At 69.3% G+C, this 18,284-nt stretch carries 18 protein-coding genes; 13 read left to right on the top strand and 5 right to left on the bottom strand.

The features are described 5' to 3' along the window. Positions 1-86: 86 nt before the first annotated feature. Positions 87-410 carry a hypothetical protein gene (locus OC490_RS29485; protein ID WP_262061052.1) on the bottom strand — a complete coding sequence of 108 codons (324 nt, stop codon included), beginning with the start codon at positions 408-410 and terminating at the stop codon, positions 87-89. A gap of 435 nt (positions 411-845) precedes the next feature. Here OC490_RS29485 and OC490_RS29480 point away from each other — a divergent pair, with 435 nt between their 5' ends. The 3 genes from OC490_RS29480 (at position 846) to OC490_RS29470 (ending at position 6,183) form a co-directional block, all read left to right on the top strand. Beyond that, the gene (locus OC490_RS29480; RefSeq protein ID WP_262061051.1) at positions 846-3,188 is read left to right on the top strand and encodes an immune inhibitor A; all 2,343 of its coding nucleotides are present in this window, start codon (positions 846-848) and stop codon (positions 3,186-3,188) included. 135 nt (positions 3,189-3,323) lie between these two features. After that, complete coding sequence (locus tag OC490_RS29475) at positions 3,324-3,671, top strand: hypothetical protein (RefSeq protein ID WP_262061050.1); 348 nt, start codon at positions 3,324-3,326, stop codon at positions 3,669-3,671. 271 nt (positions 3,672-3,942) lie between these two features. Beyond that, positions 3,943-6,183, top strand: a complete 2,241-nt coding sequence (locus OC490_RS29470) for an MMPL family transporter (RefSeq protein WP_262061049.1) — start codon at positions 3,943-3,945, stop codon at positions 6,181-6,183. On the opposite strand, the gene OC490_RS29465 is transcribed toward OC490_RS29470, so the two are convergent. Beyond that, a complete protein-coding gene (locus OC490_RS29465) occupies positions 6,180-6,764 on the bottom strand; it encodes an isochorismatase family protein (RefSeq protein WP_262061048.1) in 585 nt (194 codons plus the stop codon). The genes OC490_RS29470 and OC490_RS29465 overlap by 4 nt on opposite strands. A gap of 129 nt (positions 6,765-6,893) precedes the next feature. Continuing rightward, positions 6,894-8,240 carry a nicotinate phosphoribosyltransferase gene (locus OC490_RS29460; RefSeq protein WP_262061047.1) on the bottom strand — a complete coding sequence of 449 codons (1,347 nt, stop codon included), beginning with the start codon at positions 8,238-8,240 and terminating at the stop codon, positions 6,894-6,896. Between the two features lie 80 nt (positions 8,241-8,320). On the opposite strand from OC490_RS29460, the gene clpS reads away from it, so the two are divergent. The 8 genes from clpS (at position 8,321) to OC490_RS29425 (ending at position 14,334) form a co-directional block, all read left to right on the top strand. After that, a complete protein-coding gene (gene clpS, locus OC490_RS29455) occupies positions 8,321-8,638 on the top strand; it encodes an ATP-dependent Clp protease adapter ClpS (RefSeq protein WP_043679478.1) in 318 nt (105 codons plus the stop codon). 12 nt (positions 8,639-8,650) lie between these two features. Further along, positions 8,651-9,256, top strand: coding sequence for a DUF2017 domain-containing protein (locus OC490_RS29450; protein WP_262061046.1), 606 nt, complete (start codon positions 8,651-8,653; stop codon positions 9,254-9,256). A 491-nt stretch (positions 9,257-9,747) separates the two neighbouring features. Next, a complete protein-coding gene (locus OC490_RS29445; RefSeq protein ID WP_262061045.1) occupies positions 9,748-11,172 on the top strand; it encodes an amino acid permease in 1,425 nt (474 codons plus the stop codon). Positions 11,173-11,302: 130 nt separating this feature from the next. Further along, positions 11,303-11,731, top strand: coding sequence for a M67 family metallopeptidase (locus OC490_RS29440; protein ID WP_262061044.1), 429 nt, complete (start codon positions 11,303-11,305; stop codon positions 11,729-11,731). A 35-nt stretch (positions 11,732-11,766) separates the two neighbouring features. After that, positions 11,767-12,810, top strand: coding sequence for a LacI family DNA-binding transcriptional regulator (locus tag OC490_RS29435; RefSeq protein WP_262061163.1), 1,044 nt, complete (start codon positions 11,767-11,769; stop codon positions 12,808-12,810). Between the two features lie 88 nt (positions 12,811-12,898). Continuing rightward, positions 12,899-12,994 (top strand): putative leader peptide, encoded by a 96-nt coding sequence (locus OC490_RS49415; RefSeq protein ID WP_019065921.1) that lies wholly within the window; start codon positions 12,899-12,901, stop codon positions 12,992-12,994. Between the two features lie 104 nt (positions 12,995-13,098). Beyond that, positions 13,099-13,377 carry a MoaD/ThiS family protein gene (locus OC490_RS29430; protein WP_019065920.1) on the top strand — a complete coding sequence of 93 codons (279 nt, stop codon included), beginning with the start codon at positions 13,099-13,101 and terminating at the stop codon, positions 13,375-13,377. A 6-nt stretch (positions 13,378-13,383) separates the two neighbouring features. After that, positions 13,384-14,334 carry a PLP-dependent cysteine synthase family protein gene (locus OC490_RS29425; protein WP_262061043.1) on the top strand — a complete coding sequence of 317 codons (951 nt, stop codon included), beginning with the start codon at positions 13,384-13,386 and terminating at the stop codon, positions 14,332-14,334. Between the two features lie 85 nt (positions 14,335-14,419). Here the strand turns inward: OC490_RS29425 and OC490_RS29420 are convergent, their stop codons facing one another. Next, the gene (locus tag OC490_RS29420; RefSeq protein ID WP_262061042.1) at positions 14,420-14,839 is read right to left on the bottom strand and encodes a type II toxin-antitoxin system PemK/MazF family toxin; all 420 of its coding nucleotides are present in this window, start codon (positions 14,837-14,839) and stop codon (positions 14,420-14,422) included. A 215-nt stretch (positions 14,840-15,054) separates the two neighbouring features. On the opposite strand from OC490_RS29420, the gene OC490_RS29415 reads away from it, so the two are divergent. Beyond that, positions 15,055-15,807, top strand: coding sequence for an MBL fold metallo-hydrolase (locus tag OC490_RS29415; RefSeq protein ID WP_200715496.1), 753 nt, complete (start codon positions 15,055-15,057; stop codon positions 15,805-15,807). A 208-nt stretch (positions 15,808-16,015) separates the two neighbouring features. On the opposite strand, the gene OC490_RS29410 is transcribed toward OC490_RS29415, so the two are convergent. Next, positions 16,016-17,266: a PTS transporter subunit EIIC gene (locus tag OC490_RS29410; RefSeq protein WP_262061041.1), complete on the bottom strand. Its 1,251-nt coding sequence runs from the start codon at positions 17,264-17,266 to the stop codon at positions 16,016-16,018. 169 nt (positions 17,267-17,435) lie between these two features. Here OC490_RS29410 and OC490_RS29405 point away from each other — a divergent pair, with 169 nt between their 5' ends. Further along, a complete protein-coding gene (locus OC490_RS29405) occupies positions 17,436-18,284 on the top strand; it encodes a hypothetical protein (RefSeq protein WP_262061040.1) in 849 nt (282 codons plus the stop codon).

Genomic DNA, 18,284 nt, shown 5'->3' with positions numbered 1-18,284 from the left:
CGGGTCCGTCGTCAACGGACCCGCCGATTCGCGTAGTTGAGCAGCTTGAGCTTGAGCTTGTGCCTGCGCTTGGGCTTGTGCTTGGTCTAGGGAGTGCTCCGCTCCCGTACCGGCTCCGCCGACGAGACGGCGGCGGCGGACACGGTCTCCCGCCGCACCGGCACCCGCCTGCGCTGCGGAACGACCGCCGGGGCGGGCGCTGTTGTGGCCGCTGCGCGGGCCGCGGCAGCGGCACGGGACTTGGGCTGCGGCACCGTCAGCGAGACGAGCAGCCCGAGGGCGAGCGCCGCGAAGGCGACGACCGCGATCCCCAGACCCGAACTCGTCTGTGACAGCAGCAGCATGGCGAGCGTCGAGAAGATCACGGTGAACGAACCGTAGGCGAGCTGTGCGGCGGTCGGACGAGGCATGGCAATCGAGTCCTCGTTAGGCGATGGAGGGGAGCTGTGAAAGGGGGGTGCGACAAGGATGTCGGCCTGGCTTTCCGCCGGGTTCCGGGCGATCCGCCAATCGACTCTATTCGCCTGCATGCCCGAGTGGAACGTGCAGTAAGCATGACCTAACACACAGCTCCGGAGCATGGGGGGCGCACGGAGTCATACCGTCCACCAGGTGGACGGATGTACGCGCCCGTTGAGCGATACACGAGTCGGCCGTGCGTGTCCGTAAAGCGGACCCCGGCTTCGCATAGTGCACTTGTCCTGCTCAAGTCAAGGTCTGTCTTTTCTCGTAAACCTCTAGTCAAATAACGTCACTTGACTATCACGCGTACACCGCGCGCGGACCTTCCATGACTTCCAGGACCCCCCCTTCCGCGCGGTCGGGTATGCAGGGGAGGACATCAAGTGACCAGCAGACCCTGGACGTTCAGAGCGGCCGCGATAGGTGTCGCCCTCGCGGCGGCCACGGCCACGTTCTCGACGTTCGCCGTGGCGGAGGCCAACACCTCGGCCAAGTCCGTCGCCGTGGACCGGCACGACCCCGCGCCGGTCGCGCAGAAGGAGCACGACCTCGACGGCCCGCTGAGCAAGACGCAGGACGCCCAGCGCCAGGAGGCCCTCAACGAGGTCATCGCCGGCAAGGCGTCCGTCAAGGACCGCAACGGCTCGAAGGTCGTCCAGCTCAAGAGCAAGGGCGGCAAGAGCAAGTACGTCGAACTGAGCCGGGAGAAGACCGACAAGATCTTCACGATCCTGGTCGAGTTCGGCGACCAGGTCGACACTCGCTACGGCGGCACCGTCGGCCCGCTGCACAACCAGATAGCCGCGCCCGACCGGGCGAAGGACAACTCCACGGCCTGGCAGGCGGATTACAACCAGGCGCACTTCCAGGACCTGTACTTCGGCACCGGCAAGAACACCGAGTCGCTCAAGAAGTACTACGAGAAGCAGTCCTCGGGCCGCTACTCGGTCGACGGCGAGGTCACCGACTGGGTCAAGGTCCCCTACAACGAGGCCCGTTACGGCTCCAACAAGGCCTCCACCGGCGCCTGGTACGCGGTGCAGGACGGCGTCAACGCCTGGGTCGCCCAGCGCGAGGCCGCCGGTGACACGGCCGCCGAGATCAAGACGGAGCTGGCCCAGTTCGACCAGTGGGACCGCTACGACTACGACGGCGACGGCAACTTCAACGAGCCCGACGGCTACATCGACCACTTCCAGATCGTGCACGCCGGTGAGGACGAGTCCGCCGGCGGCGGCGCGCAGGGCGAGGACGCGATCTGGGCCCACCGCTGGTACGCCTTCGGCACCGACGCCGGCTCCACGGGGCCGGACACCAACAGGCTCGGCGGCACCCAGGTCGGCGACACCGGCGTCTGGGTCGGCGACTACACCATCCAGCCGGAGAACGGCGGACTCGGCGTCTACGCCCACGAGTACGGCCACGACCTCGGCCTGCCCGACGAGTACGACACCGCGGGCGGCGAGAACTCCACCGGCTTCTGGACGCTGATGTCGTCCGGCTCCTGGCTCGGCACGGGCAAGGAGGCCATCGGCGACCTCCCCGGCGACATGAACGCCTGGGACAAGCTCCAACTGGGCTGGCTGGACTACGACGTGGCCAAGGCCGGCGTCAAGTCGAAGCACACGCTGGGCGTCGCGGAGTACAACACCAAGAACGCGCAGGCGCTGGTGGTGCAGTTGCCCGAGAAGGCGGTCACCACCGAGGTGGTCACCCCGGCGCAGGGCGCCACGCAGTGGTGGAGCGGCAGCGGCAACAGCCTGAGCAACACCCTTTCCCGCACAGTGGACTTGACCGGCAAGTCGTCCGCCGCGCTCACGCTGGACGGCTGGTACGACACCGAGCAGGACTACGACTACCTCTACACCGAGGTGTCCAAGGACGGCGGCGCGACCTGGACCCCGATCGACGGCACGCTGGCCGACGGCTCCGCCATCCCGCGTGACGGCAGCGGCAACCCCGCCCTCACCGGCACGGCAGCCGCGTACCAGAAGCTGACGTACCCGCTGGACGCCTACGCGGGCCAGAAGATCGACGTCCGCTTCCGCTACCAGACGGACAGCGGCGTGGCCCAGAAGGGCTTCGCGGCCGACGAGATCACGGTGACCGCCGACGGCGCCACCCTCTTCTCCGACAACGCAGAGTCCGCGGACGCGGCCTGGACGGCGAAGGGCTTCTCGCGCATCGGCTCGTCCTTCACGGACGACTACGCGCAGTACTACATCGCCGAGAACCGTCAATACGTGTCGTACGACAAGGTGTTGAAGGTCGGCCCGTACAACTTCGGCTTCTCGACGACCCGTCCGGACTGGGTGGAGCACTACGCCTACCAGAACGGCCTGTTGATCTGGAAGTGGGACACCTCGCAGGCGGACGACAACACCAGCCAGCACGCCGGTGAGGGTCTGATCCTGCCGATCGACTCCCACCCGACGCAGCTGAAGTGGACCGACGGCACGCTGATGCGCAACCGCATCCAGGCCTACGACTCCCCGTTCAGCCTGTACCGGACGGACTCGATGACCCTGCACAAGGCCGACGTCGCCACCAAGATCAAGTCGCAGCCCGGCGTCCCGGTCTTCGACGACGGCAAGTCGACCTACTACGACACGTCGAACCCGACAGCCGGTGTCAAGATCACTGACACCAACACCCGGATCAAGATCGTCAAGGAGTCGCTGAACGGCTCGACGGTCACGCTCCAGGTCGGCCCCTCGGCGAAGTAGTCGGTAAAACCGCAGGTCAGAAACGTATCGGCGGCGACCCCCTGGCGGGTCGCCGCCGATACGTGTTTAGGTGCGTCCTGTGCTTCCCTTATTGACACCGGCATCGATACCGACCCGCACGGGGGTGTGACCGCATTGTCCGCAGGAGGTTTCTGCAGGCTGCCCACAGGCAGCGTGGTGGTGGCGTTGAACCTGCCAAGACCCACCGCCCAGGGCGACGGCTGCGTCCGCGTGCTCGTCCACGCCCGCAACCGCGCCCGGGCCCTGACCAGGCTCCGCAACCTCGGAATGCGGGCCGTCTACCTGCGCGGCAACGCGGAACCACCGACCCCGGACGAGATCACCGCGGTCCTGCACCACCCCGACGGCCTGATATGGCGTACGGCCCCTGACAACGCTGTCGTGGTCCCCGGGGCGGAACTGCCGCACGAGCTGTGGCATCCGATCCGGGCACTGCTGCGGAGGCCTCCGGCGGCGGCGTGAGGGGTTGCGTTCTGCCTGCGGGCCCGGTGGGGGCTGGGCGCGCAGTTCCCCGCGCCCCCTAAAGGCAGCCCCTTCGGGGCGTGCTGCCGCGAGGGCGATGCGGCCCAGGCGCAGCGCCCTCGCGGCACGCGCCCCTTGAGGGGCGCGGGGAACTGCGCGACCAGCCCCCACCGGGCCGCAGACAACGCACTACCCCCCCCGACAGGCGGACCAGGCCGATCGACTCCATCCTGAGATGGCTCGGGGCACCCCAAGACCGCCGGAGGCCCTCGTGGCTACCGTCCTCTACCGCCTGGGGCGCCTGGCCTTCCGCCGGCGCTGGTACGTGACCATCCTCTGGGTGGTGATCCTCGCGGCCCTCGGTTTCGCCTCCGCCAAGGCGGCCGAAGCCCCCGCCACCACCTTCTCCACCCCCGGCGTCGAGTCCCAGCGGGCCTTCGACCTGATCCAGCAGCGCTTCCCCGGAGCACAGGCGGACGGCGCCGTGGCCCGTGTGGTCTTCGTCGCACCCGACGGACAGAAGATCACCACCGGCAAGGACCGGGCGGCCGTGGTCCGGCTCGTCGACGAGGTCTCCGGCGGCCCGCAGGTCGCCAGCGCGGTCAACCCGTTCCAGGCGGACGCGGTCAGCAAGGACGCGACGACCGCGTACTCGACGATCACCTACACGGTGCAGGCCAACGACCTCTCCGACACCGCCAAGAAGAACCTGGAGAACGCCGCCGCGCAGGCCCGCGACTCCGGCCTGACCGTCGAGATCGGCGGCACCGCCCTGGCCGCGCAGCCCTCGGCGGGCGGCGTCGGCGAGGTCCTCGGCGTCGCCATCGCCGCCGTAGTCCTGCTGATCACCTTCGGATCCCTCGCAGCCGCCGGCCTCCCGCTGCTCACCGCGATCCTCGGCGTCGGCATCTCGATGACCGCGATCACCACCCTGGCCGCCACCCTCGGCCTCTCCGACACCACCGGCACCCTCGCCACGATGCTTGGCCTGGCCTGCGGGATCGACTACGCGGTGTTCGTCGTCTTCCGCTACCGCGAGGAACGCGCCAACGGCCACACCACCGAGGAGGCGGCGGGCCTCGCCGTCGGCACCGCGGGCTCGGCGGTGGTCTTCGCGGGCCTCACGGTCGTCATCGCACTGGCCGGCCTCGCCGTCGTGGGCATCCCGCTCCTCACGAAGATGGGCCTGTGCGCGGCCGGCGCGGTCGTCATCGCCGTCCTCATCGCGCTGACCCTCGTACCCGCCCTGCTCGGCTTCTGGCCCCGGGCCGTCCTCTCCCGCCGCTACAAGACCACCGGCCGCCGCATCCAGGGCGTGGCCGGCAACATGGGCAGCCGCTGGGCGGGCTTCGTGCTGCGCCACCCCTGGCCGGTCCTGGTCGGCACGGTCGTCGGCCTGGTGGTCCTCGCGCTCCCCGTGATCGGCCTGCAGCTCGGCCAGTCCGGCGACGAGGCCAAGTCCACCGCGACCACGGAACGCCGTGCCTACGACGACCTGGCCAAGGCGTTCGGCCCCGGCTTCAACGGCCCGCTGACGGTCGTGGTGGACCTCACGGACTCCGCCCGTCCCAAGGCCGCCGCGGCCACCGTAGAGAAGCGGATCGCGGCGGTACCGGGCGTGGTCTCGGTGTCGCCGGTGCGCTTCAACTCGGCTGGAAACACAGCCCTGTTCACCGCCGTACCGGCCGAGGCGCCGACCAGCCAGAAGACCGTCGACCTCGTCCACACCATCCGCGACGACCGCCCCACGATCGTGGCGGCGGCCCCCGGCGCGGCCTTCGAGATCACCGGCACCACCGCCCTCAACATCGACGTCGCCCAGAAGGTCAGCGGCGCCCTGATCCCGTACCTGATAGTGGTCGTAGGCCTGGCGGTGCTCCTCCTGCTCCTGGTGTTCCGCTCGATAGTCATCCCGATCAAGGCGGCCGTCGGCTTCCTGCTCTCGGTGCTCGCCGCGCTCGGCTGTGTGGTCGCGGTCTTCCAATGGGGCTGGGGCGCAAGCCTGTTGGGCGTGGAGAGCACCGGCCCGATCATGAGCCTGATGCCGATCTTCCTGGTGGGCATCGTGTTCGGCCTGGCCATGGACTACGAGGTCTTCCTCGTCTCCCGCATCCGCGAGGCCTACGTCCACGGCAGCGCGGCCCACGCCTCGATCGCGACCGGGTTCCGCTACAGCGCCCGGGTCGTGACCGCCGCAGCGCTCATCATGATCTCGGTCTTCGCGGGCTTCATCACGGCCGGCGACTCCATGATCAAGATGATCGGCTTCGGCCTCGCGATAGCGGTCCTCTTCGACGCGTTCATCGTCCGCATGGCCTTCGTGCCGGCCGTCCTGGCCATCCTCGGCGAGCGAATCTCCTGGCTGCCGGGCTGGCTGGACCGCCTCCTCCCGAACGTCGACATCGAGGGCGAGAGCCTGAGCCGCCAACACCCGGCGAGCGGGAGCGCCCCTGAAGGGGCGCGGGGAACTGCGCGACCAGCCCCCACCGGCGCGCAGTCAAAGAACGGCTAGACGACCGGTTTCCCCGTCAACTCAACACCGGCCGCCCGCAGTTCCTCCAGCGCGCGGTCGGTCGTCTCCTTCGCCACCCCAGCCGTGAGATCAAGCAACACCTGCGTGCGGAACCCTTCCCGCACGGAGTCCAGCGCGGTCGCCTTCACGCAGTGGTCCGTAGCGATCCCGACAACATCCACCTCGTCGATCTCCCGCGCCCGCAACCAGTCCCCGAGCGACACCCCGTTCTCGTCCCGCCCCTCGAACCCGCTGTACGCAGCCGCGTACGCCCCCTTGTCGAAGACGGCGTCGATCGCCCCGGAGGCGACCGCGGGCGCGAAGTTCGGGTGGAACCCGACCCCCTCCGTGCCCGCGACGCAGTGCGCGGGCCAGGAGTGGGCGTAGTCGGGGTTGTCGGCGAAGTGGCCGCCGGGCGCGATGTGGTGGTCGCGGGTGGCGACGACATGCCGGTAGCCGGCGGGCGCCTGCCCGATCAGCTCGGTCACGGCGGCGGCCACGTCGGCACCACCGGCCACCGCGAGACTGCCTCCTTCGCAGAAGTCGTTCTGCACGTCAACGACGATCAAGGCGCGGCGCATGGTGGTGTCCTTCGCGGAGAGTGAGATTCGAGCCTAGAGACTTCGGCGCCACCGCGGGAGGGCGCACTCCTGATTTTCGTACGGGTCTTAACTGGCGGGACGCAAGCGGCGGGTCTTGAGCGGCGGGTCTTAACTACCCGAGCGCAGTTGGACGTACTCCGTCGGAATGACGGCTTCCCCGCGCGACAACTGGGTCGCCGACAACGGCAGGTTGGCCCGCGCCGCCGCATGCCGGTCCCGTACGACGTCCAGCGGTTCGCGGGCGACGACCTCGCCGCCCTTGACCAGCTCGACGAGGAGCTGCCGGTCGGCCAGTTCGGCGGGGACCGGTCCGATGCCGATCACCTCGGCCTCCGCGATCCCGTCGCCGTCCAGCCGCCGCGCGGCCCACTTGCGACCGCCGATCGACGTCTTGCCCCCGCTGGACTTCTTCGCGACAGGCACCAGCGGCGCCTTCGGGTCGGCGGACTCGGCGCGGGCGACCAGCTTGTAGACCATGGAGCAGGTCGGGTGCCCGGAGCCGGTCACCAGCTGGGTGCCGACGCCGTACGCGTCCACCGGCGCCGCCGCCAGCGAGGCGATGGCGTACTCGTCGAGGTCGGAGGTCACGATGATCTTCGTGTTGACGGCGCCCAGCTCGTCCAGCTGCTGCCGCACCCGGTGCGCGACGAGCAGCAGGTCGCCGGAGTCGATGCGGACGGCGCCCAGTTCGGGCCCGGCGACCTCAACCGCCGTACGGACGGCCTCGGTGACGTCGTACGTGTCGACGAGCAGGGTGGTGTTGCGGCCGAGCGAGTCCACCTGGGCCTGGAACGCGGCGCGTTCGTTGTCGTGGAGCAGGGTGAAGGCGTGCGCGGAGGTGCCGACGGTGGGGATGCCGTAGCGGAAGCCGGCCGCGAGGTCGGACGTGGTGGCGAAGCCGCCGACGTAGGCGGCGCGCGAGGCGGCGACGGCGGCGAGTTCGTGGGTGCGGCGGGCGCCCATCTCGATCAGCGGGCGGTCCCCGGCGGCGGAGGCCATGCGGGAGGCGGCGGCGGCGATCGCGGAGTCGTGGTTGAGGATGGAGAGGATCACGGTCTCCAGCAGCACGCACTCGGCGAACGACCCCTCGACGCGGATGATCGGCGAGCCCGGGAAGTAGACCTCGCCCTCCGGGTAGCCCCAGACGTCACCGCTGAAGCGGTAGGAGGCGAGCCACTCCAGGGTCTCCTCGTTGACGACCTGACGCTCCCGCAGGAAGCCGAGGACGTCCGCGTCGAAGCGGAAGTTCTCCACCGCGTCCAGGACGCGTCCGGTGCCCGCGACGACGCCGTAGCGACGGCCCTCGGGCAGCCTCCGGGTGAAGCACTCGAAGACCGAACGCCGGTCGGCCGTACCCGCTTTGAGGGCGGCCTGCAGCATCGTCAGCTCGTAGTGGTCGGTGAAGAGCGCCGTCGAGGGAACGTCCACCGGCAGCCCAAGGTCCGCTGTGTTCATGACGACTGATGGTACTCCCATCTCGTCACTCTGACGATTTGTGGGGTCCATTTGTGCGGGCACCCCCTTGTGGTGGCAGCATGGGCGCTGTGACGTCACCCGCACCCCTGGAGATCGAACGCACCGAGTCGGCGGAGGAGGTCTTCGCCGTACCCGAGCCGGACGTCCCCTGGGTCACGATCGTGCACAACGACCCGGTCAACCTCATGAGCTATGTGACGTACGTCTTCCAGACGTACTTCGGCTACTCCAAGGACAAGGCCACCAAACTCATGATGGACGTCCACCACAAGGGCCGCGCGGTCGTCTCCAGCGGCAGCCGCGAGGAGATGGAACGCGACGTGCAGGCCATGCACGGCTACGGTCTGTGGGCCACCCTCCAGCAGGACCGGAAGTAGCGACTCAGCCCGATGCCAGGACACTTCGAACCGCTGCGCGGCGGCGGTGCCGCCGTCGCCCTCGACGACGTCGAGATCTCCATCATCCGGTCACTGGCCGTCCAGCTCCTTGAGCTGGTCGGCCCGGGCCCGGGCGAGGACGCCCCCGACGACCCCCTCGCCGAACTCTTCGCCGAGGGCCCGAGCGAACCGCCCACGGACCCCGTGCTGCGGCGCCTGTTCCCGGACGCCTACACGGACCCGGAGCAGGCCCCCGACTCCCCGCAGGACGCGGAGGAACGGATGGCGCACTCCGCAGAGTTCCGCCGCTTCACCGAGAACGACCTCAGGGCCGGCAAGCGCGAGAACGCCCTCGCGGTGATCCGCACCCTCGACTCGCTCACCCCCGGCGGCGACGGCGGCGCGGTCCTCAAGCTGACCGCCGAGGAGTCCCGCCAGTGGCTCGGCTCCCTCAACGACCTGCGCCTGGCGATCGGTTCACGCCTCGACATCACCGACGAGGACGACACCGACGACCTCTACCGCCTCCCGGACGAGGACCCGCGCAAGCCGATGGTGATGGCCTACCTCTGGCTGGGCGGCCTCCAGGAAACCCTGGTCACGACGCTGATGCGCTGACCCGCGACGGCGAGACCGGGCTGTCCCCACTGGTCGTACCGGCCGGGGTCGCACAGACCGCGCGGGCCGGGCCACCGGCGGCGGTCGCTCGGACGGTGCCGCCCGCGTCTGTCGCCCGGCCCGGTTCCGCCGGGACCACGGTCACCAGCCGGTCCACAGCCATCGGCCGATCCACAGCCACGGGCCAACCCACAGCCATCGGCCGATCCGTTCGCGGCCCGTCCGCATTCCGTTCGCTCAGCGGACCCTCAAATCCAAATAACGATCACGTCACCACGGCGGCCGGGAATGCTGGCCGTCGCTGCTTTTTGTCCGCTTCTTCCTGTGGTGTGTGCCACAAGTGTCCCCCTCGATCACGATTGCGGCCGTGATAAATCTTCACGACCGCCCGGCGGACGCCACCCATGTCCCGCCGGGTTCGCCATGCGGCCGACGGACCTCGGCCGGGCAGCTCCAGTCCATGGGGGGATTCGGAGAAAGGCGCACCACACATGACCTCCGCTCAGGTCGAGACGGACAAGACCCCCGAGGAGGGGTACGAGCGCGGGCTCGGCAGCCGTCAGGTCCAGATGATCGCGATCGGCGGCGCAGTCGGCGTCGGCCTGTTCCTGGGAGCCGGGGCGAACATCGCCAAGGCGGGACCCAGCCTCATCTTCATGTACGCCCTGGCCGGCGTGATCATCTTCTTCATCATGCGGGCACTGGGCGAACTGCTCCTGTACCGCCCGGTGTCGGGCTCCTTCGCGGAGTACTCCCGCGAGTTCCTCGGCCCGTTCTTCGGCTACTTCACCGCCTGGACGTACTGGCTGATGTGGGTGGTCACCAGCATGGCCGAACTCACGGCCGCCGCCATCTACGTCAACTACTGGTTCCCCGCCGTCTCCCAGTGGGTGACCGCACTCGCCTTCCTGGTCGTTCTCTTCGTCGCCAACCTGATCTCGGTGAAGCTCTTCGGCGAGATCGAGTTCTGGTTCTCGATGGTCAAGGTCACCGCCCTGATCGGCATGATCGTGATCGGCCTCGGCGTGCTCACCTTCGGCTTCAGCAGCGCCGGCGACACCGCCTCCGTGGCCAACCTCTGGCAGTTCGACGGCTTCTTCCCCAAGGGCATCGGCTCCTCCCTGATGACCCTCCAGGGCGTGATGTTCGCCTACCTCGCCGTCGAACTCGTCGGCGTCACCGCGGGCGAGTCCGAGAACCCGGAGAAGACCCTCCCCAAGGCGATCAACACCCTCCCGTGGCGCATCGCCCTCTTCTACGTCGGCGCCCTCACCGTCATCCTCTGCGTCGTGAAGTGGACCGAATTCGCCCCGGGCGTCAGCCCGTTCGTCGAGGCGTTCGCGAAGATCGGCATCCCGGCGGGCGCGGGCATCGTCAACTTCGTCGTCCTGACGGCCGCCCTCTCCTCCTGCAACTCGGGCATGTACTCGACGGGCCGCATGCTCCGCACCCTCGCGGACAACGGCGAGGCCCCGAAGGTCTTCAGCAGGCTCTCCGCCTCCAAGACCCCGGCGACCGGCATCACGATCTCCGTCGCCTTCATGGGCATCGGCGTGGTCCTCAACTACCTCGTCCCGGAGAAGGCGTTCGGCTACGTCACCTCGGTGGCCACCGCCGCCGGCATCTGGACCTGGCTGATGATCCTGATCAGCCACGTCCTCTACCGCCGCGCGGTCGACGCGGGCCGCCTCCCGGCCTCGTCCTTCCCGGCCCCGGGCGGCGCGAAGTTCTCCTACGTGGCCATCGCGTTCCTGCTCTTCGTCACGGGCCTCATCGCCTACGACCCCGACTCCCGCGTCTGCCTCTACGTCATGGCGGGCTGGACCCTCGCCCTGATCGGCGGCTGGATCGCCCTCAGGGTCCGCAACCCGCAGGTCACCGCACGTCGCGAGCCGGAGTTCGAGAAGGTCGGCTGACCGGACGATCCCGGCATACGGGCCGGTCCGTACCACTACTCGGTACGGACCGTCCCGCCCGTCGCCCACCACCGCCCTGCCTGACGCGCTGCGCGCGGCCCCTCTTGATTTTCTGCTTATCCTGACGACCATGTCGACCCTGACCATCACTCAGTCCCTCTTCGACCAGATCGTGGCCCACGCGCGCGAGGACCACCCCGACGAGGCGTGCGGAGTCGTCGCGGGCCCGGCGGGCACGGACCGCCCCGAGCGCTTCATCCCGATGCTGAACGCGGCCCGCTCGCCCACGTTCTACGAGTTCGACTCGCAGGACCTGCTGAAGCTCTACCGCGAGATGGACGACCGCGACGAGGAGCCGGTGATCATCTACCACTCCCACACCGCGACCGAGGCCTACCCCTCCCGCACCGACCTCTCCTACGCCAACGAACCCGGCGCCCACTACGTCCTCGTCTCCACCGCCGACACCGACGACGCCGGCCCCTTCCAGTTCCGCTCCTACCGGATCGTGGAGGGCGAGATCACGGAGGAGGACGTCAAGGTCGTAGAGGCATACTGACGGCGTACGCAACAGCCCAACTCGCCGTGACGGAGATGGTGTTGACGCAGCGGTCGAACGCACGGCGCCCCACGCTCGAGGATGTCGCCCGCTGGTCGGGGGTCTCCAAGTCCACGGTGTCGCGGGTGGTCAACGGCGAGCCCAAGGTGAGTCCGGAGGTCGAGGTCCGGGTCCGGGAGGCGATCTCCGCGCTGGGCTACGTGCCCAACCGGGCGGCCCGCCAACTGGTCACCCGCCGCACCGGCGCCGTCGCGGTGGTGGCGGCCCAGCCCGAGGACCGGCTGTTCCTCGACCCGTTCTTCGACTGTCTGCTGCGCGGTATTCGTAGCGAACTCGCGCGGCACGGCGCCCAGGCCGTCCTGCTGTTCGTGGACGAACCCGACGACTACGCGCGCGTGGCCGACTATCTCGGCGGCGGCCATGTCGACGGCGCGATCCTGTTCTCGCTGCGCCCCGGTGACCGGATGCCCGAGATGGTCGACCGGCTCGCGCTGCCCGCCGTCTTCGGCGGCCGTCCCCTCTTGTGCGACGGCGACCCCGTGCGCGGCCAGACCTACGTCGACGGCGACAACCGCGGCGGCGCCCGCCAGGCCGTCCGCCACCTCCTCGCCCTGGGCCGCGAGCGCATCGCCACCGTCACCGGCCCCTACGACCAGGAGAACTCCGCCGCCGACCGGCTCGCCGGATACCGGGACGTCCTCCCCGACACCGCGCCCCACCTGGTCGAACGCGCCGACTACACCCGGCAGGGCGGCGCCGACGCCATGGCCGCGCTCCTCGACCGCCACCCCGACCTGGACGCCGTCTTCGTCGCCTCCGACCTCATGGCCTCCGGCGCCCTCCAGACCCTGCGCGAACGCGGACGCCGGGTCCCGCGGGACGTGGCCGTGGTCGGCTTCGACGACCTCGTCTCCATCTCCGAGACGACCGACCCACCGCTGACCACCGTCCACCAGGACGTCGCCGAGATGGGCCGCCTGCTGGCCCGGCTCCTGTTCGACCGCACCGAACAGCACTCCGGGGAGGACCTGCCGTCGGCGATCGTGCCCACCCGGCTGGTCGTACGGCAGTCCGCCTGAGCTGCGCCGTCTCAGCCCCCGAATGAATTTCGTCCGAATTGTGAGATCACATACCAAGGACCGGACCGGGAATCGATACGATGAGCCCATGGTTCTTCTCGACGTGAGCGACAAGGCGCCGGGCACGCTGCTCGTGGCGCGGCTGCACGTCGACCTGTGCAGGCTGAACAGCGCCATCTGTTGAGGCCTCGCGCAGTCGCCGTACGGCCGTGTGCCGTGGGCGCTCATGTTCGTGCCGCGCGCCCACCGAGACCAGACCCCTTCCGCTTTCGACAGGAGCCCCTTGCCATGGCCATCGAGGTCCGCATCCCCACCATCCTCCGCACCTACACCGGCGGCGAGAAGGCCGTCGAGGGTGCCGGTGAGAACCTCGCCGCGCTCTTCGCCGACCTCGAAACCCGGCACGCGGGCATCCAGGCCCGGATCGTCGACGGCGGCGAACTGCGCCGCTTCGTCAACGTCTACCTGAACGACGAGGACGTCCGCTTCCTCGACGGCATCAACACCAAGCTGACCGACGGCGACAGCGTCACGATCCTGCCGGCCGTGGCCGGCGGTATGGCCTGATCGTCGATGCGTTACGACTCCCCGCTGGCCGCGGTGGGCAACACCCCTCTGGTGCGCCTGCCGCGGCTCTCGCCGTCCGCCGACGTCCGCATCTGGGCCAAGCTGGAGGACCGCAACCCGACCGGCTCCGTCAAGGACCGCCCGGCCCTGCACATGATCGAACAGGCGGAGAAGGACGGCCGCCTCACCCCCGGCTGCACCATCCTGGAGCCGACCTCCGGCAACACCGGCATCTCCCTCGCCATGGCCGCGAAGCTCAAGGGCTACCGCATGGTCTGCGTGATGCCCGAGAACACCTCGCAGGAACGCCGTGACCTCCTCGGCATGTGGGGCGCCGAGATCATCCCCAGCCCCGCGGCCGGCGGCTCCAACACCGCCGTGCGCGTGGCCAAGGAGCTCTCCGCCGAACACCCCGACTGGGTCATGCTCTACCAGTACGGCAACCCGGACAACGCGGGCGCCCACTACGCCACGACGGGCCCGGAGATCCTCACCGACCTCCCCTCCATCACCCACTTCGTGGCGGGCCTGGGCACGACGGGCACCCTCATGGGAGTCGGCCGCTACCTCCGCGAGCACAAGCCGGACGTCAAGATCGTCGCCGCCGAGCCGCGCTACGACGACCTCGTCTACGGCCTCCGCAACCTCGACGAGGGCTTCGTCCCCGAGCTCTACGACGCCTCCGTCCTCACCACCCGCTTCTCGGTCGGCTCCGCCGACGCGGTCACCCGCACCCGCGAACTCCTCCAGCAGGAGGGCATCTTCGCCGGAGTCTCCACGGGAGCGGCCCTGCACGCGGCGATCGGCGTAGGCAAGAAGGCCGTAGCGGCGGGGGAGACGGCAGACATCGCGTTCGTCGTGGCGGACGGCGGCTGGAAGTACCTGTCGACGGGCGTGTACACAGCGGCGACGACAGAAGAGGCGATCAAGACACTTCAGGGTCAACTCTGGGCATGATGAAAACGCCTTCAGGGGCAGCCGACCCAGGGGCGCGGGGAACTGCGCGACCAGCCACAGCGCACCCGCACCCGAAAACTACCCCTTAACGCGCAAGGTGACGGACCTGGTCCCACAAAACCGGGTCCACCACCCCCACCCGCCGCCGAAAGCCGGACACCGGCACATTCCGCAACTCGTCGGTCTCCAAAAAACTCGCCCGCCCCCGCGCATCGCCGACAGCACCCGGCGGCAACGGAATCACCCCACCCCGCCCATCGTGATACTTGCTGGTGATCTTCGCGACGGTGACCTTCCGCCCCCGCACCGCAAGCACCAGACAGGGCCGATCCTTCGCAGCCCCGGGTTGATCCTCGTAGGGCACGTTCGCCCACCAGATCTCGGCGGGCCGAGGCCGATCTCCCCGAACCCGTCGGGACGACCCCCGCCCCCACCCGTCGACAAGCGTGGCGACCAGCGCCAGCAACACCACCGCCGCGAGCGCGAGCCACCAGAACCTGTCCATGGGGACGACGTTACCGGCGCGCAATCCCAGCCGCGCGCCCCATCGCACACCCCACACGCCCCGGTTCCAGCCGAACCGGTGACACCACAGGTGAGTTCCCCCACAACAGCCCTTGGCGGAGGAGCGACCGGCCCTTTTGCGCCTTACGCTCGACGGACCGCACGACCCCCGTCCCCCAACTCCAGAAGTTATCCGCCAGCGGAGGTTTCTGCTTTATGAAGCTCACCGTCGTCGGCTGCTCGGGGTCGTTCCCGTCCGCGGAATCGGCCTGTTCGAGCTACCTCGTAGAGGCCGACGGCTTCCGGCTGCTCCTCGACATGGGCAACGGCGCCCTTGGCGAGCTGCAGCGCCACTGCGGTCTCTACGACCTCGACGCGATCTTCCTCAGCCATCTGCACGCCGACCACTGCATCGACATGTGCGCGTACTTCGTCGCGCGCTACTACCGCCACGACGGCGGCCGTTGCGACCCCATCCCGGTCTACGGCCCCGAGGGCACCGAGCACCGCCTGACCACGGCCTACGCCGACACCCCCACCGCCTCCTCGATGAGCGAGGTCTTCGACTTCCACACGGTGAAGCCGTCCACGTTCGACGTCGGCCCCTTCACCGTGCACACCGAGCGGGTCCGCCACCCCGTCGAGGCCTACGCCATCCGCGTCGAGCACGGCGGCCGGTCCCTCACCTACTCCGGTGACACGGGCGTCAGCGAATCCCTGGACGAACTCGCCCGGGACACCGACCTGTTCCTGTGCGAGGCCGCGTTCACCCACGGCAAGGAGAACATCCCCGACCTCCACCTCAACGGCCGCGAGGCGGGCGAGACGGCGACCAGGGCGGGAGCCAGGCGGTTGGTCCTGACCCACATCCCCCCGTGGACCGACCCCCAGGCCAACCTGGCCGACGCACGTGAGGTCTTCGCCGGCCCGGTGGAACTGGCGGCGCCCAGGGCGTCGTACGACATCTGACCCTGCGTCCGTGAAGGCCCCGCAGCCCGCTCTTCCCCCGGCTGCCGGGGCCTTCGGCATTCCGTTCCGCTCCGTTCCGCTCAGCGCCGGGTCAGCGCGCAGTCCGACGGCGCGCGGGAAGATCGTCCTCACGGTGTGAGGGGGCCGGCACACGACGATGCCCGGTCCGTGGTGAACTCCGGGCCGGGCATCGGGTGTTGGTACGGGCTCACGCCTTGGTGAGGTCCTCGAACTCCTCCTCGGGCTCGCGGCCCGGGGTGGGGAGGTTCCACCTGATGATCGCGAAGCGGAAGACCGTGTAGTAGATCGCCGCGAAGACGAGTCCGATCGGGATGATCAGCCAGGGCTTGGTGGCCAGGTTCCAGTTGAGGAAGTAGTCGATCGCACCGGCCGAGAAGCTGAAGCCGTGGTGCACGCCCAGGGACCAGGTGACCGCCATCGAGAGGGCGGTCAGCAGCGCGTGGATGGCGTACAGGACCGGCGCGATGAACATGAACGAGAACTCGATCGGCTCGGTGATGCCGGTGACGAACGAGGTCAGCGCGAGCGACAGCATCATGCCGCCGACGACCTTGCGGCGCTCGGGGCGGGCGCAGTGCGTGATCGCCAGTGCGGCGGCCGGGAGGGCGAACATCATGATCGGGAAGAAGCCCGTCATGAACTGGCCGGCGGTCGGGTCGCCGTGGAAGAAGCGCGGCAGGTCGCCGTGCCAGACGGCACCGGAGGAGTCTTTGTAGGTGCCGATCTCCTGCCAGGCCACGGTGTTGACGAACTGGTGCATGCCCACCGGAAGCAGCGCGCGGTTGATCGCGCCGAAGATGGCCGCGCCGACGGCGCCCAGGCCGGTCATCCACTGGCCGAAGTCGGTGATGACGTTGCCGATGGGCTCCCAGACCAGGCCGAAGAAGACGCCGACGGCGGTGCCGATGAAGGCCATCAGGATCGGCACCAGACGACGGCCGTTGAAGAAGCCGAGCCAGTCGGGGAGCTTGGTGCGGTGGAACCGCTGCCACGTGACCGCGGCTATCAGACCCATGATGATGCCGCCGAGCACCTTGGGGTCGTTGTAGGTCGCGGCGACGTCGACGCCCTTGGTGACCTTCGCGTCGGTGATCGGGAACGCGGTCAGTACGTTCTTGTAGACCAGGAAGCCGACCAGCGCCGCCAACGCCGTGGAGCCGTCCGACTTCTTGGCGAAGCCGATGGCGATGCCCACGCAGAACAGCAGCGGCAGGTTGCTGAAGACGGCGTCGCCCGCGGTGGCGAACACGGAGGCGACCTTGTCCCAGCCGAGGCCGTCCGCGCCGAACACGTCGGGCTGTCCGAGCCGGAGCAGGATGCCCGCCGCCGGCAGTACGGCGATCGGGAGCTGCAGGCTGCGACCGACCTTCTGCAAGCCCTGGAACAGGCCGGATCCCCACTTTTTCGCGGGAACCGCCGATGCGGTGGCGGTGGTCATAACGTCCTCCATCGGGTGGCGTGGTCTACACCACTCAGTGGTGTAGACCTGTTGTAGCACGATGAAGGCGAGATAAGGAACCCGCGATTTTTGCTACGGAATCGCTACGGGGAGTGTCGGCGGAAACGGCTCCCGTGATGCGAACGAGCCGCCCGGGGTTCCCATTTCGGTGCACGAGGCGGACCGGACACCGGCCGGCCGCGACCTCGTCCTCTCCCCGCGCATCGTCGACGCGGAGGGCGGCGACACCTACCACCGCACCCGGCGGATCCTGCGCGCCGACACCGGACTGCGCTTCCGGGGCCGTATCCACGAACAGCCCTTCCACCCCGACGGCAGCGCCCCCGAGTCGACCGGCCTGGACGTGGAACTCGTCCACCACGGCTACCTCCCGGAGGTCATAGCCGCCCGCGGCAAACGAGCGCGGGACGGAGCGCTCATCGCCCGCTGCCGCCAGGAGGAACCGGCCAATCCGACCTGGGTCTTCTACGCGGGCCGGGAGATCCTGGCCGGCCGCGTCACCGACCGGGCAGCGGTGACGCGGGCCTACTCCGAACTCCGGGACGCCGTCGCCCGGTACACCGAGGAGGGGCTCACGGACTACGAGCGACAGCGCGAACAGGAGGCGTACGGACTGCTCGCCGAACTCGCGCTCAGAACCTGCGACCGCACCCGGATCGACGAGTGCCTGACCCTCCTGCGCCGGGCCGGCAGAACCGGCGAAGCGGCCTACTACGGAACACTCGTCGAGAGCGGACTCCTGCTGGCCCGCCTGTCCGCCCTGGTCGACGGCCTCGACGAGGCGGCGCGCTCGGCCGGACCGGTACGGCCGGCACTGGCCGGCAGCCACGCCGAACTGCGGGCCCTGCTCACGCTCGCGTGCGGACGGTACGACGAGGTCCCCGACGCCTACCGCAGCGCGGTGCGCTGCGGGGCGGGAGACCAGGTGCGCGAAGCGTTCGCGGGCCTGCGAGCCCTCCTGGACGACGCCGCCGCGCAAGACACCGGGCCTCGCTGA

This window comes from Streptomyces sp. STR69, assembly GCF_024519455.1.
Taxonomy (GTDB): Bacteria; Actinomycetota; Actinomycetes; order Streptomycetales; family Streptomycetaceae; genus Streptomyces.
The sequence above is the reverse complement of the archived record's forward strand: the minus strand, read 5'-3'. Positions and strand labels throughout refer to the sequence as shown.

Excerpts from the sequence above, each read along its gene's own strand:
- OC490_RS29450 (WP_262061046.1), top strand. The coding sequence starts at position 8,651 with ATGCCAGGACACTTCGAACCGCTGCGCGGCGGCGGTGCCGCCGTCGCC.
- OC490_RS29430 (WP_019065920.1), top strand. The coding sequence starts at position 13,099 with ATGGCCATCGAGGTCCGCATCCCCACCATCCTCCGCACCTACACCGGC.
- OC490_RS29440 (WP_262061044.1), top strand. The coding sequence starts at position 11,303 with ATGTCGACCCTGACCATCACTCAGTCCCTCTTCGACCAGATCGTGGCC.
- OC490_RS29445 (WP_262061045.1), top strand. The coding sequence starts at position 9,748 with ATGACCTCCGCTCAGGTCGAGACGGACAAGACCCCCGAGGAGGGGTAC.
- OC490_RS29410 (WP_262061041.1), bottom strand. The coding sequence starts at position 17,266 with ATGACCACCGCCACCGCATCGGCGGTTCCCGCGAAAAAGTGGGGATCC.
- OC490_RS29435 (WP_262061163.1), top strand. The coding sequence starts at position 11,767 with ATGGTGTTGACGCAGCGGTCGAACGCACGGCGCCCCACGCTCGAGGAT.
- OC490_RS29415 (WP_200715496.1), top strand. The coding sequence starts at position 15,055 with ATGAAGCTCACCGTCGTCGGCTGCTCGGGGTCGTTCCCGTCCGCGGAA.
- OC490_RS29420 (WP_262061042.1), bottom strand. The coding sequence starts at position 14,839 with ATGGACAGGTTCTGGTGGCTCGCGCTCGCGGCGGTGGTGTTGCTGGCG.
- OC490_RS29425 (WP_262061043.1), top strand. The coding sequence starts at position 13,384 with ATGCGTTACGACTCCCCGCTGGCCGCGGTGGGCAACACCCCTCTGGTG.
- OC490_RS29465 (WP_262061048.1), bottom strand. The coding sequence starts at position 6,764 with ATGCGCCGCGCCTTGATCGTCGTTGACGTGCAGAACGACTTCTGCGAA.
- OC490_RS29485 (WP_262061052.1), bottom strand. The coding sequence starts at position 410 with ATGCCTCGTCCGACCGCCGCACAGCTCGCCTACGGTTCGTTCACCGTG.
- OC490_RS29460 (WP_262061047.1), bottom strand. The coding sequence starts at position 8,240 with ATGAACACAGCGGACCTTGGGCTGCCGGTGGACGTTCCCTCGACGGCG.
- clpS (WP_043679478.1), top strand. The coding sequence starts at position 8,321 with ATGGGCGCTGTGACGTCACCCGCACCCCTGGAGATCGAACGCACCGAG.
- OC490_RS49415 (WP_019065921.1), top strand. The coding sequence starts at position 12,899 with ATGGTTCTTCTCGACGTGAGCGACAAGGCGCCGGGCACGCTGCTCGTG.